Origin of the sequence: Streptomyces sp. NRRL B-24085 (genome assembly GCF_001282115.1) — a bacterium.
Classification (GTDB): Bacteria; Actinomycetota; Actinomycetes; order Streptomycetales; family Streptomycetaceae; genus Streptomyces.
The window spans coordinates 36,444-54,618 of record NZ_LJBR01000052.1 but is presented as its reverse complement, the minus strand read 5'-3'; the positions used below and the strand labels follow the sequence as shown (position 1 = coordinate 54,618).

General features: G+C 69.8%; 19 protein-coding genes. 7 read left to right on the top strand and 12 right to left on the bottom strand.

Annotation, left to right across the window (positions count from 1 at the left end; translation table 11 throughout):
* Positions 1–542: AbfB domain-containing protein (locus AOJ26_RS07785; protein ID WP_199828838.1), on the top strand; the 542-nt coding region annotated here is incomplete at its 5' end.
* A gap of 66 nt (positions 543–608) precedes the next feature.
* Here the strand turns inward: AOJ26_RS07785 and AOJ26_RS07780 are convergent.
* Genes AOJ26_RS07780 through AOJ26_RS07745 form a run of 8 tightly spaced genes read right to left on the bottom strand, consistent with a single transcriptional unit; the run spans position 609 to position 7,170 of the window.
* On the bottom strand, positions 609–941 hold the full coding sequence (locus AOJ26_RS07780) for a metal-sulfur cluster assembly factor (RefSeq protein ID WP_037708299.1): 333 nt from the start codon (positions 939–941) through the stop codon (positions 609–611).
* The gene (gene sufU, locus AOJ26_RS07775; protein WP_053847449.1) at positions 938–1,408 is read right to left on the bottom strand and encodes a Fe-S cluster assembly sulfur transfer protein SufU; all 471 of its coding nucleotides are present in this window, start codon (positions 1,406–1,408) and stop codon (positions 938–940) included. The genes AOJ26_RS07780 and sufU overlap by 4 nt, the downstream gene beginning before the upstream one ends.
* A gap of 17 nt (positions 1,409–1,425) precedes the next feature.
* The gene (locus AOJ26_RS07770; protein ID WP_053847448.1) at positions 1,426–2,682 is read right to left on the bottom strand and encodes a cysteine desulfurase; all 1,257 of its coding nucleotides are present in this window, start codon (positions 2,680–2,682) and stop codon (positions 1,426–1,428) included.
* Positions 2,679–3,443 carry a Fe-S cluster assembly ATPase SufC gene (gene sufC, locus AOJ26_RS07765; protein ID WP_053847447.1) on the bottom strand — a complete coding sequence of 255 codons (765 nt, stop codon included), beginning with the start codon at positions 3,441–3,443 and terminating at the stop codon, positions 2,679–2,681. Before sufC ends, AOJ26_RS07770 begins: the two co-directional genes overlap by 4 nt.
* Positions 3,444–3,450: 7 nt before the next feature.
* On the bottom strand, positions 3,451–3,771 hold the full coding sequence (locus AOJ26_RS07760; protein ID WP_053847446.1) for a non-heme iron oxygenase ferredoxin subunit: 321 nt from the start codon (positions 3,769–3,771) through the stop codon (positions 3,451–3,453).
* Complete coding sequence (sufD, locus tag AOJ26_RS07755) at positions 3,771–4,952, bottom strand: Fe-S cluster assembly protein SufD (protein ID WP_053847445.1); 1,182 nt, start codon at positions 4,950–4,952, stop codon at positions 3,771–3,773. Before sufD ends, AOJ26_RS07760 begins: the two co-directional genes overlap by 1 nt.
* Positions 4,953–5,008: 56 nt before the next feature.
* Positions 5,009–6,430, bottom strand: coding sequence for a Fe-S cluster assembly protein SufB (sufB, locus tag AOJ26_RS07750; protein WP_053847444.1), 1,422 nt, complete (start codon positions 6,428–6,430; stop codon positions 5,009–5,011).
* The gene (locus AOJ26_RS07745; RefSeq protein WP_053847443.1) at positions 6,427–7,170 is read right to left on the bottom strand and encodes a helix-turn-helix transcriptional regulator; all 744 of its coding nucleotides are present in this window, start codon (positions 7,168–7,170) and stop codon (positions 6,427–6,429) included. Before AOJ26_RS07745 ends, sufB begins: the two co-directional genes overlap by 4 nt.
* Before the next feature lie 161 nt (positions 7,171–7,331).
* Between AOJ26_RS07745 and AOJ26_RS07740 the strand changes: the two genes are divergently transcribed.
* From AOJ26_RS07740 to AOJ26_RS07725, 4 genes are all read left to right on the top strand, one after another.
* Positions 7,332–8,186 carry an aminoglycoside N(3)-acetyltransferase gene (locus AOJ26_RS07740; protein WP_053847442.1) on the top strand — a complete coding sequence of 285 codons (855 nt, stop codon included), beginning with the start codon at positions 7,332–7,334 and terminating at the stop codon, positions 8,184–8,186.
* Positions 8,187–8,575: 389 nt separating this feature from the next.
* Entirely contained in the window at positions 8,576–9,499 is a 924-nt protein-coding gene (locus AOJ26_RS07735) for an ABC transporter ATP-binding protein (protein WP_053847441.1), read from the top strand.
* A complete protein-coding gene (locus AOJ26_RS07730; protein WP_078959791.1) occupies positions 9,496–10,266 on the top strand; it encodes an ABC transporter permease in 771 nt (256 codons plus the stop codon). Before AOJ26_RS07735 ends, AOJ26_RS07730 begins: the two co-directional genes overlap by 4 nt.
* Before the next feature lie 48 nt (positions 10,267–10,314).
* Positions 10,315–11,334, top strand: a complete 1,020-nt coding sequence (locus tag AOJ26_RS07725) for a COX15/CtaA family protein (RefSeq protein ID WP_053847440.1) — start codon at positions 10,315–10,317, stop codon at positions 11,332–11,334.
* On the opposite strand, the gene AOJ26_RS07720 is transcribed toward AOJ26_RS07725, so the two are convergent.
* The 4 genes from AOJ26_RS07720 to AOJ26_RS07705 form a co-directional block, all read right to left on the bottom strand.
* Positions 11,292–12,005 carry a nucleotidyltransferase domain-containing protein gene (locus tag AOJ26_RS07720; RefSeq protein WP_053847439.1) on the bottom strand — a complete coding sequence of 238 codons (714 nt, stop codon included), beginning with the start codon at positions 12,003–12,005 and terminating at the stop codon, positions 11,292–11,294. The two genes, AOJ26_RS07725 and AOJ26_RS07720, sit on opposite strands and share 43 nt — an antisense overlap.
* Before the next feature lie 18 nt (positions 12,006–12,023).
* Positions 12,024–13,130, bottom strand: coding sequence for an amidohydrolase family protein (locus tag AOJ26_RS07715; protein WP_053847438.1), 1,107 nt, complete (start codon positions 13,128–13,130; stop codon positions 12,024–12,026).
* A 105-nt stretch (positions 13,131–13,235) separates the two neighbouring features.
* Positions 13,236–13,568 carry a hypothetical protein gene (locus AOJ26_RS07710; RefSeq protein ID WP_053847437.1) on the bottom strand — a complete coding sequence of 111 codons (333 nt, stop codon included), beginning with the start codon at positions 13,566–13,568 and terminating at the stop codon, positions 13,236–13,238.
* A 44-nt stretch (positions 13,569–13,612) separates the two neighbouring features.
* Positions 13,613–14,566: a heme o synthase gene (locus tag AOJ26_RS07705; RefSeq protein ID WP_053847436.1), complete on the bottom strand. Its 954-nt coding sequence runs from the start codon at positions 14,564–14,566 to the stop codon at positions 13,613–13,615.
* Positions 14,567–14,920: 354 nt separating this feature from the next.
* Between AOJ26_RS07705 and tkt the strand changes: the two genes are divergently transcribed.
* Both tkt and tal read left to right on the top strand, forming a co-directional pair.
* Positions 14,921–17,023, top strand: coding sequence for a transketolase (gene tkt / locus AOJ26_RS07700; protein WP_053847435.1), 2,103 nt, complete (start codon positions 14,921–14,923; stop codon positions 17,021–17,023).
* A gap of 33 nt (positions 17,024–17,056) precedes the next feature.
* Positions 17,057–18,175, top strand: coding sequence for a transaldolase (tal, locus tag AOJ26_RS07695; protein WP_053847434.1), 1,119 nt, complete (start codon positions 17,057–17,059; stop codon positions 18,173–18,175).

The following is an 18,175-nucleotide window of genomic DNA, read 5'->3' as shown; positions in this document are numbered from 1 at the left end:
TGTCCCCCACCCCCGGCAGCCCCCGGCAGCAGGGCGCCGACCCCACCGTCACGGTCACGGCGAGCCCGAAGCCGCCCAAGTCCAGAACGACCAGGGCGAGTTCGCCGAAACCGCAGCCCCCCGCGACCTACCGTTCGGTCCGCTCGGTCAACTACCCCGACCGCTACTGGCACGTGGACGACGGCTATGTGGGCCTGGACCCGGTCAGCGGTGCGCAGTCCCGCGAGGACGCCACCTTCAAGCAGGTCAAGGGACTGGCGGACGGCTCCTGTTACTCGTTCGCCACCCAGGACGGCAGATACCTGCGCCACCGCTCCTTCGTCCTGCGGGCCGACCGCGACGACGGCTCCTCCCTCTTCGAGCAGGACGCGACGTTCTGCCCCCGGGACGCCGCCTACTCGGGCGCGAAGATGCTGGAGTCGGTGAACTACCCCGGCTCCTTCCTCCGCCACAGGAACTTCGTGATCCGTCTGGAGCGCTTCGAGTACGACTCGCAGTACCTGTCGGACTCGTCGTTCCAGCTCGTGGGCGGCCTGGCCTGAGCCGCGTCCGGGCACACGGAAGCGGCGGCACCCGAAGGTGCCGCCGCTTTGCCGTCCGCTCGTCCCTCAGACGTTGAACCCGAGCGCCCGCAACTGCTCGCGTCCGTCGTCCGTGATCTTGTCCGGGCCCCACGGCGGCATCCACACCCAGTTGATGCGCAGCTCGCTGACGAGGCCGTCCGTGGCGGACTTGGCCTGGTCCTCGATGACGTCCGTCAGCGGACAGGCCGCCGAGGTCAGGGTCATGTCGAGGGTCGCGATGTTCGCGTCGTCGATGTGGATGCCGTAGATCAGGCCGAGGTTGACGACGTCGATGCCCAGCTCGGGGTCGACGACGTCGTACAGCGCCTCGCGGATCTCTTCCTCCGAGGCCGGCTTCATCTCAACGGTCTCGCTCATGCCGTCTTCCTTTCGGCGTCGGCTCCGGCGTCCATCGCCTGGGCCGTCGCGTCCTTCCACGCCATCCAGCTGAGGAGGGCGCACTTGACCCGGGCCGGGTACTTGGAGACACCGGCGAACGCGACCGCGTCCTCCAGCACCTCCTCCATCGCGTCGTCCGGCTCGATCCGGCCCTTGGACTGCATCAGCTCCAGGAAGGTCTCCTGGATCCGCTGCGCCTGGGCCAGGTCCTTGCCGACCAGCAGGTCGTTCAGGACGGACGCGCTGGCCTGGCTGATCGAGCAGCCCTGCCCCTCGTAGGAGACGTCCTCGATCCTCGTGCCGTCGTACTTCACGCGGAGGGTGATCTCGTCGCCGCACGTCGGGTTCACGTGGTGCACCTCGGCGTCGCCGTCCCGGAGACCACGCCCGTGCGGGTGCTTGTAGTGGTCCAGGATGACTTCCTGGTACATCGAGTCCAGCTTCATGCGATAGCCCGTTCCCGTCAGCCGAAGAAGTTCCGTACGTGCTCCAGGCCCTCGACCAGTGCATCGATCTCGGCCGGAGTGGAGTACAGATAGAACGACGCTCGCGTGGTCGCGGGAATTCCGTACCGCAGGCAGACCGGCCGCGCGCAGTGGTGGCCGACCCGGACCGCGATGCCCTGCTCGTCGAGGACCTGGCCCACGTCGTGCGGGTGGATGTCACCGAGCGTGAAGGAGATCGCCGCGCCCCGGTCCTCGGCCGTGGTCGGGCCGATGATCCTGAGGTCGGGGACCTCCGCCAGGCGCTGGACCGCGTACTCGGTCAGCGCGTGCTCATGGGCGAGGATCTTGTCCATGCCGATCGAGTTGAGGTAGTCGATCGCCGCGCCCAGGCCCACCGCCTGCGCGACCGGGGGCGTACCCGCCTCGAACTTGTGCGGCGCCGGGGCGTACGTCGACGAGTGCATCGACACGGTCTCGATCATCTCGCCGCCGCCGAGGAACGGGGGCAGGTCCTCCAGGAGTTCCTGCCGGCCCCAGAGCACGCCGATGCCCGTCGGGCCGCACATCTTGTGGCCGGTGAAGGCCACGAAGTCGGCCTGGAGCGCCTGCACGTCCACCGGCATGTGCGGGGCGGCCTGCGAGGCGTCGATGCAGACCAGCGCACCGACCTCCTGCGCGCGGCGGATGATCGCCTCGACCGGGTTGACCGTGCCCAGGATGTTGGAGACCAGCACGAAGGAGACGATCTTGGTCTTCTCGGTGATGACCTCGTCGATGTTGGAGAGGTCGAGACGGCCGTCGTCGGTCAGTCCGAACCACTTCAGCTTCGCGCCCGTGCGCTGCGCGAGCAGCTGCCACGGCACGATGTTGGAGTGGTGCTCCATCTCCGTGATGACGATCTCGGTCTCGGAGTCCACGCGGTAGGGCTCGTCGGCCCAGCCCAGCATGTTGGCCACGAGGTTGAGCGACTCGGAGGCGTTCTTGGTGAAGATCACCTCGTCGCGCGAGGGCGCGTTGATGAACTCGGCGACCTTGTCGCGCGCGCCCTCGTACAGCGCCGTGGCCTCCTCGGCGAGCACATGCACACCGCGGTGGACGTTGGCGTTGTAGCGCTCGTAGTACTCGCTCAGGGCGTCCAGTACCTGGCGCGGCTTCTGCGAGGTCGCCGCGTTGTCCAGGTAGACGAGCTTCCGGTCGTCGTGGACCAGGCGGTCCAGGATCGGGAAGTCCTTGCGGATCGCCTCGGTGTCGAGGAGGCCCGGCAACTGTGTCACTCGGATGCGCCACCCTTCGTGTAGGCCTCGTAGCCCTCGTTCTCCAGCTTGTCGGCGAGCTCGGCACCGCCGGACTCGACGATCTTGCCGCCGGCGAACACGTGCACGTGGTCGGGCTTGATGTAGCGCAGGATGCGCGTGTAGTGCGTGATCAGCAGGGTGCCGACCTCACCGGTCTCGCGGACGCGGTTGACGCCCTCGGAGACGACCCGCAGCGCGTCGACGTCGAGGCCGGAGTCGGTCTCGTCGAGGATCGCGATCTTGGGCTTGAGGAGCTCGAGCTGGAGGATCTCGTGGCGCTTCTTCTCACCGCCGGAGAAGCCCTCGTTGACGTTGCGCTCGGCGAAGGAGGGGTCCATGTTGAGGCGCTCCATGGCCTCCTTGACCTCCTTCACCCAGGTGCGCAGCTTGGGGGCCTCGCCGCGGATGGCGGTGGCGGAGGTGCGCAGGAAGTTCGATACGGAGACACCCGGGACCTCGACCGGGTACTGCATCGCGAGGAACAGACCGGCGCGGGCGCGCTCGTCGACCTCCATCTCCAGGACGTCCTCGCCGTCGAGGGTGACGGTGCCGCCGGTGATCGTGTACTTGGGGTGACCCGCGAGGGAGTAGGCGAGCGTCGACTTGCCGGAGCCGTTGGGGCCCATGATGGCGTGCGTCTCGCCCTGCTTCACGGTCAGGTCGACACCCTTGAGGATCTCCTTCGTGGCGTTGTCGGCCTCGACGGTGACGTGCAGGTCTCGGATTTCAAGCGTTGCCATGGGTGCCTCAGGACTCCTGGGTGAGGGAGACGAGCACGTCGTCCCCTTCGATCTTTACGGGGTATACGGGGACGGGGCGTGTCGCGGGAAGGCCGGACGGTTTGCCGGTGCGCAGGTCGAAGCTGGAGCCGTGCAGCCAGCACTCGATCTGGCAGTCCTCCACCTCGCCCTCGGAGAGCGAGACGTTGGCGTGGGAGCAGATGTCGTGGATGGCGAACACCTCTCCCTCGGTCCGCACGACCGAGACCGGCGTGCCGTCGAGTTCCACCCGCTTCGGGGTGTCCTCCTCCAGCTCGCTCAGCCCGCAGGCGCGTACGAAGGCGGCCATCAGACGGTGGCCTCCAGCTCCTCGTCGATCTTCACGAGAAGGCGCTCCTCGATGTCGTCGACACCGATCTGCTGGACCAGCTCGGCGAAGAAGCCGCGGACCACCAGACGCCGGGCCTCGTCGGCGGGGATGCCGCGGGCCATCAGGTAGAAGAGCTGCTCGTCGTCGAACCGGCCGGTCGCCGAGGCGTGGCCGGCGCCGACGATCTCGCCGGTCTCGATCTCCAGGTTCGGCACGGAGTCGACCCGGGCGCCGTCGGTGAGGACGAGGTTCCGGTTCATCTCGTAGGTGTCGGTGCCCTCGGCCTTGGCCTCGATGAGCACGTCACCGATCCACACGGCGTGCGCCGCGTCGCCCTGGAGCGCGCCCTTGTAGACGACGTTGGACTTGCAGTGCGGGGTGTTGTGGTCGACCAGGAGGCGGTGCTCCTGGTGCTGGCCCTGGTCCGTGAAGTACAGCCCGAACAGCTCGGCCTCGCCGCCGGTGCCGGCGTAGGACACGCGCGGGTGCAGCCGTACGAGATCGCCGCCGAAGGTGACGACGACCGACTTGAAGGACGCGTCCCGGCCGACCAGCGCGTTGTGCTGGGCCACGTGCACGGCCTTGTCGTCCCAGTCCTGGACGGAGACGACGGTCAGCTTGGCGCCGTCGCCCAGGATGTAGTCGACGTTGGCGGCGAGCACCGCGTCACCGGTGTGGTCGATGACCACGACGGCCTCGGCGAAGGCTCCGAGCTCGATGACCTGGTGGCCGAAGCGGACCCCGCCCTCGCCGTGCACGGCGATGCGGATCGGCTCGGTGAGGACCGTCTCCTTGGGGACGGTGACCACGCCGGCCTTCTCGAACGACGAGTACGCCTGGGCGGCGATGCGGTCCACCGGGGTGCCCGCCTTGCCGATCCGGGCGTCGTCACGGCCGACGGTCTCGACGGTGACGCCCTCGGGGGCCTGCACGTCCACCGTCACGCCGGCGCCGGTGGCGACCGCGGTGCCGTCGTGCAGCCCGCGCAGGCGCTCCAGCGGGGTGAACCGCCACTCCTCCTCACGGCCGTGCGGGACCGGGAAGTCCGCGACGTCGAAGGACGGGGGCGCGCTCATGCGCGTGGCGACGGTCGACTCGGCGGCCACCGCGATCTGGCCCGCGGTGGTGGAGCCCACGGGGATGTTCTGAGCCTCAGCCATGGCTGTCGGTCTGCTCTCTTCCTACGTCAAGAAATCTTCGGGCTTCAGGAGGCGGGTCAGCCGACCGCGCCTTCCATCTGCAGCTCGATCAGCCGGTTGAGTTCGAGGGCGTACTCCATCGGCAGCTCCTTCGCGATGGGCTCGACGAAGCCGCGCACGATCATGGCCATCGCCTCGAACTCGGAGAGACCGCGGCTCATCAGGTAGAAGAGCTGGTCCTCGGAGACCTTGGAGACGGTCGCCTCGTGGCCCATGGACACGTCGTCCTCGCGGACGTCCACGTAGGGGTACGTGTCGGAGCGGGAGATGGTGTCGACGAGCAGCGCGTCGCACAGCACGTTCGACTTGGATCCGGCGGCGCCCTCACCGATCTCGACGAGACCGCGGTAGGACGTACGGCCGCCGCCGCGCGCCACCGACTTGGAGACGATGTTGGAGGAGGTGTTCGGCGCCATGTGGACCATCTTGGAGCCGGCGTCCTGGTGCTGGCCCTCGCCCGCGAAGGCGATGGACAGGGTCTCGCCCTTGGCGTGCTCGCCCATCAGGTAGACGGCCGGGTACTTCATGGTGACCTTGGAGCCGATGTTGCCGTCGATCCACTCCATGGTCGCGCCCTCGTACGCCACGGCGCGCTTGGTGACCAGGTTGTAGACGTTGTTCGACCAGTTCTGGATGGTCGTGTAGCGGCAGCGGGCGCCCTTCTTCACGATGATCTCGACGACCGCGGAGTGCAGGGAGTCCGACTTGTAGATCGGGGCCGTGCAGCCCTCGACGTAGTGGACGTAGGCGTCCTCGTCGACGATGATCAGCGTCCGCTCGAACTGGCCCATGTTCTCGGTGTTGATCCGGAAGTAGGCCTGGAGCGGGATCTCCACGTGCACGCCCTTCGGCACGTAGATGAAGGAACCGCCGGACCACACCGCGGTGTTCAGCGACGCGAACTTGTTGTCGCCGACCGGGATGACGGTGCCGAAGTACTCCTTGAAGAGCTCGGGGTGCTCCTTCAGGGCGGTGTCGGTGTCCAGGAAGATGACGCCCTGCTCCTCCAGGTCCTCGCGGATCTGGTGGTAGACGACCTCGGACTCGTACTGGGCCGCGACACCGGCGACGAGGCGCTGCTTCTCCGCCTCGGGGATGCCGAGCTTGTCGTACGTGTTCTTGATGTCCTCGGGCAGGTCCTCCCAGGACTCCGCCTGCTTCTCCGTGGAGCGCACGAAGTACTTGATGTTGTCGAAGTCGATGCCCGACAGGTCCGAGCCCCAGTTCGGCATGGGCTTCTTGTCGAAGAGGCGCAGACCCTTGAGCCGGAGCTTGGTCATCCACTCCGGCTCGTTCTTCTTCGCGGAGATGTCGCGCACGACTTCCTCGCTCAGACCGCGCTTCGCAGAGGCGCCGGCTTCGTCGGAGTCGGCCCAGCCGTATTCGTACTTGCCCAGGCCCTCGAGCTCAGGGTGGGCAGTCTCCGTGGGGAGAGTCATGCGGGGTTCCTCCCGGCCGTGCTTGCAGATGCGTGATGAGTGGTGTGGGAAATCTTGGGGATGAACGTCGTGCAGACGCCGTCGCCGTGCGCGATGGTCGCCAGTCGCTGGACATGGGTTCCCAGCAGCTGGGAGAAGATCTCGGTCTCCGCCTCACAGAGCTGGGGGAACTTCTCCGCGACGTGGGCCACCGGGCAGTGGTGCTGGCAGAGCTGCTCGCCGACCGGTGCGCTGCGCGCCGTAGCAGCGTACCCGTCCGCACTCAGGGCCTTGGCCAGGGCTTCGGTGCGCTCCTCGGGGGCGGCGGACTCGACGGCCTTGCGGTAGACCTCGGCCTGCGCGGCGATCCTCGCGCGCGCGAAGGCGACGACCGCCTCGTCCCCGCCGAAGCGCTCCTGGATCCAGCGCAGGGCGTCCGCGGCGAGCTTGTCGTAGGACTGGTCGAAGGCGTCCCGGCCGCAGTCGGTGAGCGCGAAGACCTTGGCGGGACGGCCTCGCGTCCGCGCGCCGTAGACCCGCTGCTCGCGCGCCTCGACCACCTCGTCGGCCACCAGCGCGTCCAGATGGCGTCGTACGGCCGCCTGGGTGAGCCCCAGTCGTCCGGCCAGCTCGGCGACGGTCGACGGGCCGTGGTCCAGGATGGATCGCGCGACGCGGTTGCGGGTGGACCGCTCACCGGTCGCGAGCTCCTCCTGAGGGGCCCCCGTGGGGGTCTCCCGAGCCTCGCCGACGTTTTTCACAACGCCATTGTTGCGTAATTCCTCAGGACCGGGCAAGCCGCGTCCGCTCCGGGGGACGGTGCCCTGCGTCACTTAGGCACCCCTAACCTGACCTGGGGAAACGATCTTTGATCGATCAAACCGGTGGCGTCCGGCGGTCCTGTCAGGGACACTCCCGAACCATGCCGACACGACCTCCCACCGGCCCACTTGTCACGCGCGACACCCTCGCCGGACAGCTGCGCGAGCTGGGTGTCATGAGCGGCGAGACCCTGCTCGTGCACTCCTCCCTGAGCTCCCTCGGCTGGGTCTGCGGAGGCCCGGTCGCGGTGGTCCAGGGACTCCTGGACGCCCTCGGCCCGGACGGCACCCTCGTGGTCCCCACCCAGACCGGCGACCTCTCGGACCCGGCGGTGTGGAGCGACCCCCCGGTGCCCGAGGAGTGGTGGGACACGATCCGGGCGGCCATGCCCGCCTACGACCCCCTCGTGACGCCCTCGCGCGGGGTCGGCGTCATCCCCGAGACCGTCCGCACCTGGCCCGGCGCCCTGCGCAGCGCGCACCCGCAGACCTCCTTCGCGGCGACAGGCCCCCGCGCGCGTGCGGTGCTCGACGGCCACGCCCCCGACTGCCGCCTGGGCGAGCGCAGCCCCCTGGCCAGGCTGGAGGCCCTCCACGCGCGCGTGCTCCTCCTCGGCGCGGGCTACGACACCTGCACGAGCTTCCATCTCGCCGAGTACCGCGTCCCGGCCCCGCTGGTGAAGGTCGGCCGCCCGGGACCGGAGGGCTGGGAGGTGGTCACGGAGGTCTCGATCACCTCGGACCGCTTCGACGAACTCGGGTACGACTTCGAGCGGGACACCGGTGTCGTCGTACGGGGAAGGGTGGGCGCCGCCGACGCTCGGCTGTTCCCGGTGGCCGACGCCGTGCGGTACGCGGAGCGCTGGCTGCCGCTGCACCGCTCGCGGGAGGAGGAGGTCCCGCTCGCGGCGCGGGAGGGACTCGGGCGCACCCGGGAGGGCCCGGCAACCGACTGAACCGGTTGCAACGCCCCGGCGGAGCCCACCCATGCCGGTCCGGAAGGCCCCAGCCACTTCGGAAGGCCGCCCGGTCCGGTCCCGAAAGCCACCGGGATGGTTCGGAAGGGCCCGGGCCGGTTCGCAAGGGCCGCGGCCCGGTCTCGGGGACCCCGAGGCCCGCCTCACAGACACCCGGCCCGGTGCCGAAGACACCCGAACCTGCCCCGGGACCGCGAGCCATCTCACAGGCACCCGCGCCTGCCCCGGGCCCCCGGGCCCCCGGGCCAGCCTCCGAAACCCCGTAACGACCCCGCTGGAACCTCACGACGGCCCCGGAATTCCTCCCGGCGGTGGAGATCTCGCACCCGCCCGTCTGCGTGGCGCACGGCGAACCTAGACTCGGGCCCATGCGAAGTGAGCCCGTGGTCCAGGTCCACGCCCTGGTGAAGCGGTACGGCACGAAGACCGCCGTGGACGGCCTCGACCTGGTGACCCGGGCGGGCGTGACCGCCGTACTCGGGCCCAACGGCGCAGGCAAGACGACGACCGTGGAGACCTGCGAGGGCTACCGCAGGCCGGACTCCGGCACGGTACGGGTCCTGGGCCTCGACCCGGTGCGTCAGGCCCGTGAGCTGCACCCGCGGATCGGCGTGATGCTCCAGTCCGGGGGCGTGTACTCGGGCGCCCGGGCCGACGAGATGCTCCGCCACATGGCGAAACTGCACGCGCACCCGCTCGACGTGGACGCGCTGATCGAGCGCCTGGGTCTGGAGAGCTGCGGCCGGACGACGTACCGCAGGCTGTCGGGCGGCCAGCAGCAGCGCCTGGCCCTCGCCATGGCCGTCGTCGGGCGCCCGGAACTGGTGTTCCTGGACGAGCCGACCGCCGGCCTCGACCCGCAGGCCCGCCGCGCCACCTGGGACCTGGTTCGCGACCTGCGCGCGGACGGCGTCTCGGTCGTCCTGACCACGCACTACATGGACGAGGCCGAGCAGCTCGCCGACGACGTGGCGATCATCGACGGCGGCCGGGTCATCGCCCAGGGCAGCCCCGAGGAGCTGTGCCGCGGCGGCGCGGAGAACACCCTGCGCTTCACGGGCCGCCCCGGACTGGACGTCGGCTCCCTCCTCAAGGCCCTTCCCGCCGACTGCACGGCGGCCGAGCTGACCCCCGGCTCCTACCGGGTGGTCGGCAAGGTGAACCCGCAACTGCTGGCCACGGTGACGTCCTGGTGCGCCCAGCACGGCGTGATGCCGGACAGGATCTCGGTGGAACGCCACACCCTGGAAGACGTGTTCTTGGAGCTGACCGGCAAGGAGCTGCGCGCGTGACCGCCACCGGCATGTACACCCCGAAGCCGGGCGCGGCGCCCCTGGGACGCATGATCGCGACCCAGGCGGTCCTGGAGACGAAGATGCTGCTGCGCAACGGCGAGCAGCTCCTGCTGACGGTGGTGATCCCCACCCTCGTCCTGGTCCTGTTCAGCTCGGTGGACATCATCGACACCGGCACGGACAAGGCGGTGGACTTCCTGGCCCCCGGCGTCCTGGCCCTCGCGGTCATGTCGACGGCCTTCACGGGCCAGGCCATCGCGACCGGCTTCGAACGCCGCTACGGCGTCCTGAAGCGCCTGGCGTCCTCCCCGCTCCCCCGCTGGGCCCTGATGACGGCGAAGACGGCCTCGGTCCTGGTGACGGAGATCCTCCAGGTGATCCTGCTGACGGTGATCGCCTTCGCCCTGGGCTGGTCCCCGCACGGCAACCCCTTCGCCGTCCTCCTGCTCCTGGTCCTCGGCACGGCGGCGTTCTCGGGCCTGGGCCTCCTGATGGCCGGCACCCTCAAGGCGGAGGCCACCCTGGCCGCGGCCAACCTGGTCTTCCTGCTCCTCCTGGTCAGCGGCGGGGTCATCATCCCGCTGGACCAGTTCTCCCGGACCACCCAGGACATCCTGAGCCTGCTCCCGATCACGGCCCTGTCGGACGGCCTGCGGGACGTGCTCCAGCACGGCGCCGGGATGCCGTGGGGCGACCTGGGGATCCTCGCGGTGTGGGCGGTGGCCGGTCTGGCCGCCGCGGGACGCTTCTTCCGCTGGGAGTAGACGCGGACCGGGGCCCTCGTGAAAGCGTGCACAAGCGGGCCCCCTACGATGGAAGGCGTGCCGAACCTGACCCGCGCCGACGCCGTAGCGGCCGTCCGCAACCCGCTCGCCTTCATCGCCGCACGCTGGACCCCGACCCCCCGGACGGTTCAGCGGGCCGCTCTCTCCGCGCTCGTCATGGCGGTGGTCATCGTGGTCACCGGCGGGGCGGTGCGGCTGACCGGGTCGGGACTCGGGTGCCCGACGTGGCCCAAGTGCACGGAAGACTCGCTGACCGCGACCAGCGCGATGGGCTTCCACGGAGCGATCGAGTTCGGCAACCGGATGCTGACGTACGTGCTGTGCGCCGCCGTAGGCTGGGCCATCGTCGCGGCCCGCAGCGAGAAGCCGCGCCGCCGCAGCCTCACCCGGCTGGGCTGGGCGCAGTTCTGGATCGTGATGAGCAACGCGATCCTCGGCGGCATCGTCGTCCTGGTCGGCCTCAACCCCTACACGGTCGCGGCCCACTTCGTGGCGACCACGGCCCTGATCACGGTCGCCGCGGTGATGTGGCAGCGCACCCGCGAGGGCGACACGGCACCCCGCCCGCTGGTCGGCAAGCCGGTGCAGCAGCTCGTGTGGTTCATGGTCGCGGCCGCCGCCCTGCTGATCCTCGTCGGCACCGTGGTGACCGGCGCCGGACCGCACGCCGGTGACTCCAGCGAGGTCGAGCGGATGCCGCTGGACTGGGAGACCGTGAGCAAGGTGCACGCGGTCCTGGCCTGGATCGTGGTGTCGCTGACCTTCGCCCTGTGGTTCATCCTCAAGGCGGTCGACGCTCCCCGGGGCCCCCTGCACCGCACCCGCGACCTCTTCCTGATCCTCCTCTCCCAGGGGGTCATCGGTTACGTCCAGTACTTCACCGACCTGCCCGAGTTCCTGGTCGGGCTGCACATGCTCGGCTCGGCCCTGGTGTGGATCGGGGTGCTGCGCGTCCTGCTGGCCCTGCGGGAGCGGCCCGAGGACGAACTGCCCGAGGTGCCGGCTCAGTACGCGGCCACCAGCTCGTCGATCGCCGGGCCCAGGTAGCCGCGGGTCAGCTCCGCCCTGTTCTCCACCGCGGGCCCCGGTTCGCCGTAGCGGCGCCCCCGCACGTCCTCGACGACCTCCTCGGGCGCCCCGAGCCGGGGCAGCAGGTCCAGCGCCTCGCGCTTCGAGATGAGCCGGCCCTCGCGCACGGTCACGGTCGCGCGGGCGAACGTCAGCAGCCCCAGGTCGACCCACACGTCCCGGTGCCACAGCGCCGCGTTGTCGACGGCCGGCCGCCAGAAGTCACGCTGGTCACGGATCACGAAGTCGGCCAGCTCCCGGTCCGGGACCGGCGCCAGCAGGTCCGCGGGCGGCTTCCCGTGCAGCACCCGCCCGAAAGAGTGCAGTTCGCGCCGGGTCACCGGGGAGACCGGCCGCCTGAACAGCTCCTCGTGGGCCCAGGTGAGGTGGCGGCGGTCCAGGTCGGCCGACGGCGTCAGATAGGTGCAGTGGAGCTGTGCGGACAGCGGCTCGGCCCGCAGGCGCGCGTGCAGCTTCGCCAGCCGCCACACCGTGCGGGGCGTGACCGAGGGGAGGACGGCGATCAGGTCCAGGTCGCTGCGGCCCTCCTGGTAGTCGCCGCCGGCCAGCGAGCCGTGGGCCCACACGGCGACGGGCGCGAGCGGGGCCAGGTCGGCGAGGAAGCGGTCCAGCAAGGCGTCGGTCTGCATGGACCCATCCTGTACAGCTCACTCCAGCCCGTACACCCTGCGCGCGTTCCCCGCCGCGATCAGCCCGGCCACCCGCTGGGCGTCCGCCAGCGACCAGGCCCCCTCGGCGACCCAGCCGCCCAGCACCCGGGCCAGCGCCTCACGGAACAGGCGGGCCCCCACCACATGCAGTTCGGGCAGGCTGTGGGCCCCGCTGGAGAAGACGATCTTGCCGAAGGGCGCCAGTTCCAGGATCTCCGCGAGGACGGTCGCCGCGCGGGCGCCGGTCCGCACGAGGGCGGCGCCCGAGTCGGTGTAGACGTGCGGGAAGACACCCGCGAGATGGGCGGCGTGCCGGTGGTAGGGGTAGCTGTGCAGCAGGACGATGTCGGTGCCGAGACCCGCGGTGGCGCGCACGAAGTCGGTGAGCAGGACGGGGTCGGTGCGGTCGATGCGCAGTCCCGGTTCGCCGAGACCGGCGTGCAGCTGGAGGGGCAGGCCGGAGGCGGCCGCGATCCACAGCAGGTGCCGCAGGAGCACGGGGTCGGACAGCTCGCCGCCCACCCGGCGGCCCGCCAGCCAGCGGCCTGCCGCGCCCCGCACCTCTCCGGGCCCGGGCGGCTCGGGCGCCAGCGCGAGCCCGTGCCGTACGCCCGCCACCGAGGTGAAGGCGACCGCGTTCGCGGCGGCTCCGTGCACCGACTCGGCGAGGTTGGCGAGGAAGGACTCGACGGTGCCCGAGGTGTCGGCGACCTGTTCGGCGAGGAGTTCCAGGCGGACGATCTCCCGGGTCTCCGCGGACGCGGCGGAGGCCAGCTCGGTGGGGCCTGTGAGGTCGCCGGGCAGTCCGGTGTCGATCAGGTAGGTGGTGATCCCGCTGCCGCGCAGCAGCCTGCGGCCCGCTTCCAGCACCCCGAGCTCACGGCGCCGGGCCAGATAGCGGGCGGGCGGGCAGTGCGGTTCGAGGCCGAGGAGGGGCGGGCACCAGCGCCGTACGGCGAAACCGGTCTGGGTGTCGAACAGCGTGGTCCCCGGGGCGGGCGGCCCCTCGGTGCGGGCCAGCTGGGCCTCGAAGGTGCCGAGGCCCAGCTCCGTCCTCAGTACGCCGTGGCAGTACTGGTCCACGAGGGACGGCGTTTCGATCATCCGGGCTCCCCGTGTCTGGACCGTGCCGGCTACTCACAGGTCCTAACGGGTGAACCGGGTGTCAGGTGTTGGGGACGCACACCCCATGTGAAAGGGCGGCGGATCTCAGCCGTTCGAGGGACCGCCGACCTGGATGCCGGCCATGCGGCTCCACTCGTACGGACCGGTCCTCACCTTGGCCGCGAACTCGCCGTCGAACTCCTCGTGCACGGTGAGGCCGGACTTCTCGACGGCCTTCTCGGCGATGTCGTGCGAGGGGGCCACCAGGTCGCCCCAGCCGCCGTCCGCGCCGACGAGGACGATCCGGGTGCCGCGCTCGCCGATGTTGGCGAGCTGGCCCTCGGCGCCGCCGTGCTCCCTGGAGAAGGCGCTGATCCGCCTGGCGAGCCGGGCGACCTTGCGCTCGGCCTTCGCGTCAACCTGCTGCGTGTCTGCCATGACCAGGATGCTACCGACGAGTAGAGGGGACGGCGACGTGACCCTTACCTCAGGAAGGGGTCGACCGCCACCGCGAGGAAGAGGATCGACACATAGGTGATCGACCAGTGGAACAGCCGCATCTCCTTGAGCTTCGCGCCCGTCACCTCGGCCTTGGCCCGGTTCTGCAGGCCGTGCGCCTCCCACAGCCAGAAGCCGCCCGCGAGGAGCGCGACCGCCGTGTAGAACCAGCCGGTGTAGCCGAGCGGGGTCAGCAGCAGCGAGACCGCGACCATCACCCAGCTGTAGATGACGATCTGCTTGGCGACGACCTTGTTGGAGGCGACGACCGGCAGCATCGGCACGCCCACGCGCGCGTAGTCCTCACGGACCTTCATGGACAGCGGCCAGTAGTGCGGCGGCGTCCAGAAGAACATGACGAGGAAGAGGACGACCGGGGCCCACGACATGGAGTTCGTGACCGACGACCAGCCGATCAGGACCGGCAGGCAGCCGGCGATGCCGCCCCACACGATGTTCTGCGAGGTACGCCGCTTGAGGATCATCGTGTAGACGACGACGTAGAAGAGCAGCGCTCCGAGCGACAGCCAGGCGGACAGCCAGTTGACGGTGAGGCCGAACAGCAGGGTCGACACGACCGCCAGCGTGATGCCGAAGGCGAGGCACTCGCGCGGCGACACCATGCCGGTCACCAGGGGGCGCTGCGAGGTGCGGTCCATGAGCGCGTCGATGTCGCGGTCGATGTACATGTTGAGCGCGTTGGCGCCGCCCGCGGACAGATAGCCGCCGACACAGGTGAGCAGGACCAGCTTCAGGTCCGGCACACCCTGCTGCGCCAGGAACATCACCGGAACGGTGGTGATGAGCAGCAGCTCGATGATCCGCGGCTTGGTCAGCGCCACGAACGCCTTGGCCCGGGCCCCGAACGGCCGGTGACTCGAGCTCTTGCTCTCCCCCAGCACACCGGCTGGACGGGATTCGACGGCCGTCACGCACACCCCTACAGAGACATCCCAGCAAGCCTCAGCCGTGTGAAGTCCCGGTAAAGGCTCGCGCGTACCACGCCACTGTAGACGTTGCCCATACCCCGATATCCGCGGGGGTCGGGTCGTGTCCGCCGACACCCCCGGAAGAGCTCGGTCCCACTCGGTTGAGCACTCGGACGAGCGCTTGCGTATTCAGTTGCCAAGTGCGCTCCGAGCCGGTCGGGAGGCGGATCCCGGTAAGGCCCGGCAGTCTGGAATGACTCGAAAAAACGCACGTACTTGCGGGGGTAGGCTCGACAACGGCCGGGCGTCCCGTGCACCGGCATTTCGACATGTGTGACATGTGGAGAGGAGCCCTGACCCAGGGTGAGCACCAAGCCGACCACCACAGACCTCGAGTGGACCGAGTTGGACCAGCGGGCCGTCGACACCGCCCGCGTCCTGGCCGCCGACGCCGTACAGAAGGTCGGAAACGGCCATCCGGGTACGGCGATGAGCCTGGCTCCCGCCGCCTACACCCTCTTCCAGAAGGTGATGCGGCACGACCCGGCCGACCCCGACTGGGTCGGGCGCGACCGCTTCGTGCTGTCCGCCGGCCACTCGTCCCTGACCCTCTACACCCAGCTCTACCTGGCCGGCTTCGGCCTGGAGCTGGACGACCTCAAGTCCTTCCGCACCTGGGGCTCCAAGACCCCGGGCCACCCGGAGTACGGCCACACCAAGGGCGTGGAGACCACCACCGGTCCGCTCGGCCAGGGTGTCGCCAACGCGGTGGGCATGGCGATGGCCGCCCGCTACGAGCGCGGTCTGTTCGACCCCGAGGCCCCCGAGGGCACCTCCCCCTTCGACCACTTCGTCTTCGCCATCGCCGGTGACGGCTGCCTCCAGGAGGGCATCTCCGCCGAGGCGTCCTCGATGGCCGGCCACCAGAAGCTCGGCAACCTGATCCTGCTGTGGGACGACAACCACATCTCGATCGAGGGCGACACCGAGACGGCCGTCTCCGAGGACACCGTCAAGCGCTACGAGGCGTACGGCTGGCACGTCCAGCGTGTCGAGCCGCAGGCCAACGGCGACCTCGACCCGGTCGCGATCTTCGAGGCGATCCAGAAGGCCAAGGCGGTCACCGACAAGCCGTCCTTCATCGCGATGCGCTCGATCATCGCCTGGCCCGCCCCCAACGCGCAGAACACCGAGGCCGCGCACGGCTCGGCGCTCGGCGACGACGAGGTCGCGGCCACCAAGCGGGTCCTCGGCTTCGACCCGGAGCAGTCCTTCGAGGTCTCCGAGGAGGTCATCGGCCACACCCGCCAGGCGCTGGAGCGCGGCCGGCAGGCCCGCGCCGAGTGGGAGAAGTCCTTCCAGGAGTGGCGCAGCAACAACCCGGAGCGCGCGGCCGAGTACGAGCGCGTCGCCGCGGGTGAGCTGCCCAAGGACTGGGAGTCGGCGATCCCCGTCTTCGAGCCCGGCAAGGGCGTCGCCACGCGTGCCGCGTCCGGCAAGGTCCTCCAGGCGCTCGGCGCGGTGATCCCCGAGCTGTGGGGCGGCTCCGCCGACCTCGCCGGTTCGAACAACACCACGATCGACAAGAACAGCTCCTTCCTCCCGGCGGACAACCCGCTGCCGGAGGCGGACCCGTACGGCCGCACGATCCACTTCGGCATCCGCGAGCACTCCATGGCAGCGGAGATGAACGGCATCGCCCTGCACGGCAACACGCGGATCTACGGCGGCACCTTCCTGGTGTTCTCCGACTACATGCGCAACGCCGTGCGGCTCTCGGCCCTGATGCACCTGCCGGTGACGTACGTGTGGACGCACGACTCCATCGGTCTGGGCGAGGACGGCCCGACCCACCAGCCGGTCGAGCACCTGGCCTCGCTGCGCGCGATCCCCGGCCTGAACGTGGTCCGCCCGGCCGACGCCAACGAGACCGCGACCGCCTGGCGCGAGATCCTCGGCCGCTGGACCAAGGAGTTCGGCAAGGGCGCCCCGCACGGACTGGCGCTGACCCGTCAGGGCGTGCCGACGTACGAGCCCAACGAGGACGCGGTCAAGGGCGGTTACGTGCTGTTCGAGGCCGAGGGGCCCGACGGGCAGAACACAGAGCCGGAGGTCATCCTGATCGCCACCGGCTCCGAGGTGCATGTGGCTGTCGAGGCACGTGAGCAGCTCCAGGCCGACGGCGTGCCGACGCGTGTCGTCTCCATGCCGTGCGTGGAGTGGTTCGAGGAGCAGGACCAGGGGTACCGGGACAGCGTCCTGCCCCCGTCCGTGAGGGCCCGTGTCGCGGTCGAGGCGGGTATCGGTCTGACCTGGCACAAGTACGTCGGGGACGCCGGTCGCATCGTTTCCCTGGAGCACTTCGGTGCTTCCGCGGACGGCAAGGTCCTCTTCCAGGAGTTCGGCTTCACCGGCGAGAACGTGGCCGCCAAGGCGCGGGAATCTCTCGCCGCCGCCCAGCGCTGACGCTCATATACGACACGTAGGAGATGTAATTCCATGACAGACGCACTCAAGCGCCTCTCCGAGGAAGGCGTCGCGATCTGGCTGGACGACCTGTCGCGCAAGCGGATCACGTCCGGCAACCTCGCCGAGCTGATCGACCAGCAGCACGTCGTGGGCGTCACCACCAACCCCTCGATCTTCCAGAAGGCGATCTCCGAGGGCGACGGCTACGACCAGCAGCTCTCCGACCTCGCCTTCCGCAAGGTCACGGTCGAAGAGGCCATCCGCATGATCACCACGGCGGACGTCCGGGACGCCGCCGACATCCTGCGGCCGGTCTTCGACGCCACCGGCGGCCAGGACGGCCGGGTGTCGATCGAGGTCGACCCGCGCCTGGCGCACAACGAGAAGGCGACCGTCGCCGAGGCCAAGCAGCTCGCCTGGCTCGTCGACCGCCCCAACACCCTCATCAAGATCCCGGCCACCCGCGCGGGCATCCCGGCGATCACCGACGTCATCGGTCTCGGGATCAGCGTCAACGTCACGCTGATCTTCTCGCTGGAGCGCTACCGCGAGGTCATGGACGCCTACCTGGCCGGCCTGGAGAAGGCCAAGGAGCGGGGCCTGGACCTGTCGCAGATCCACTCCGTGGCGTCCTTCTTCGTGTCCCGCGTGGACACCGAGATCGACAAGCGCCTCGACGCGCTGGGCACCGACGAGGCCAAGGCCGCCCGCGGCAAGGCCGGCGTGGCCAACGCGCGCCTCGCCTACCAGGCGTACGAGGAGATCTTCTCCGGCGAGCGCTGGGCGAAGCTGGAGAAGGCCGGCGCGAACAAGCAGCGTCCGCTGTGGGCCTCGACCGGCGTCAAGGACAAGGCCTACAAGGCCACCCTGTACGTCGACGAGCTGGTGGCGCCCAACACGGTGAACACCATGCCGGAGGCCACGCTCCAGGCGACCGAGGAGAGCGGCGAGATCCGCGGCAACGCGATCGCCGGCACGTACGAGCAGGCCCGTGCCGATCTCGACGCCGTCGAGAAGCTCGGGATCTCGTACGACGAGGTGGTCCAGCTCCTGGAGGAAGAGGGCGTCGAGAAGTTCGAGGCGTCCTGGAACGACCTGCTCAAGTCGACCGAGGCGGAGCTTCAGCGCCTCGCCCCCTCGGAGGGCTGA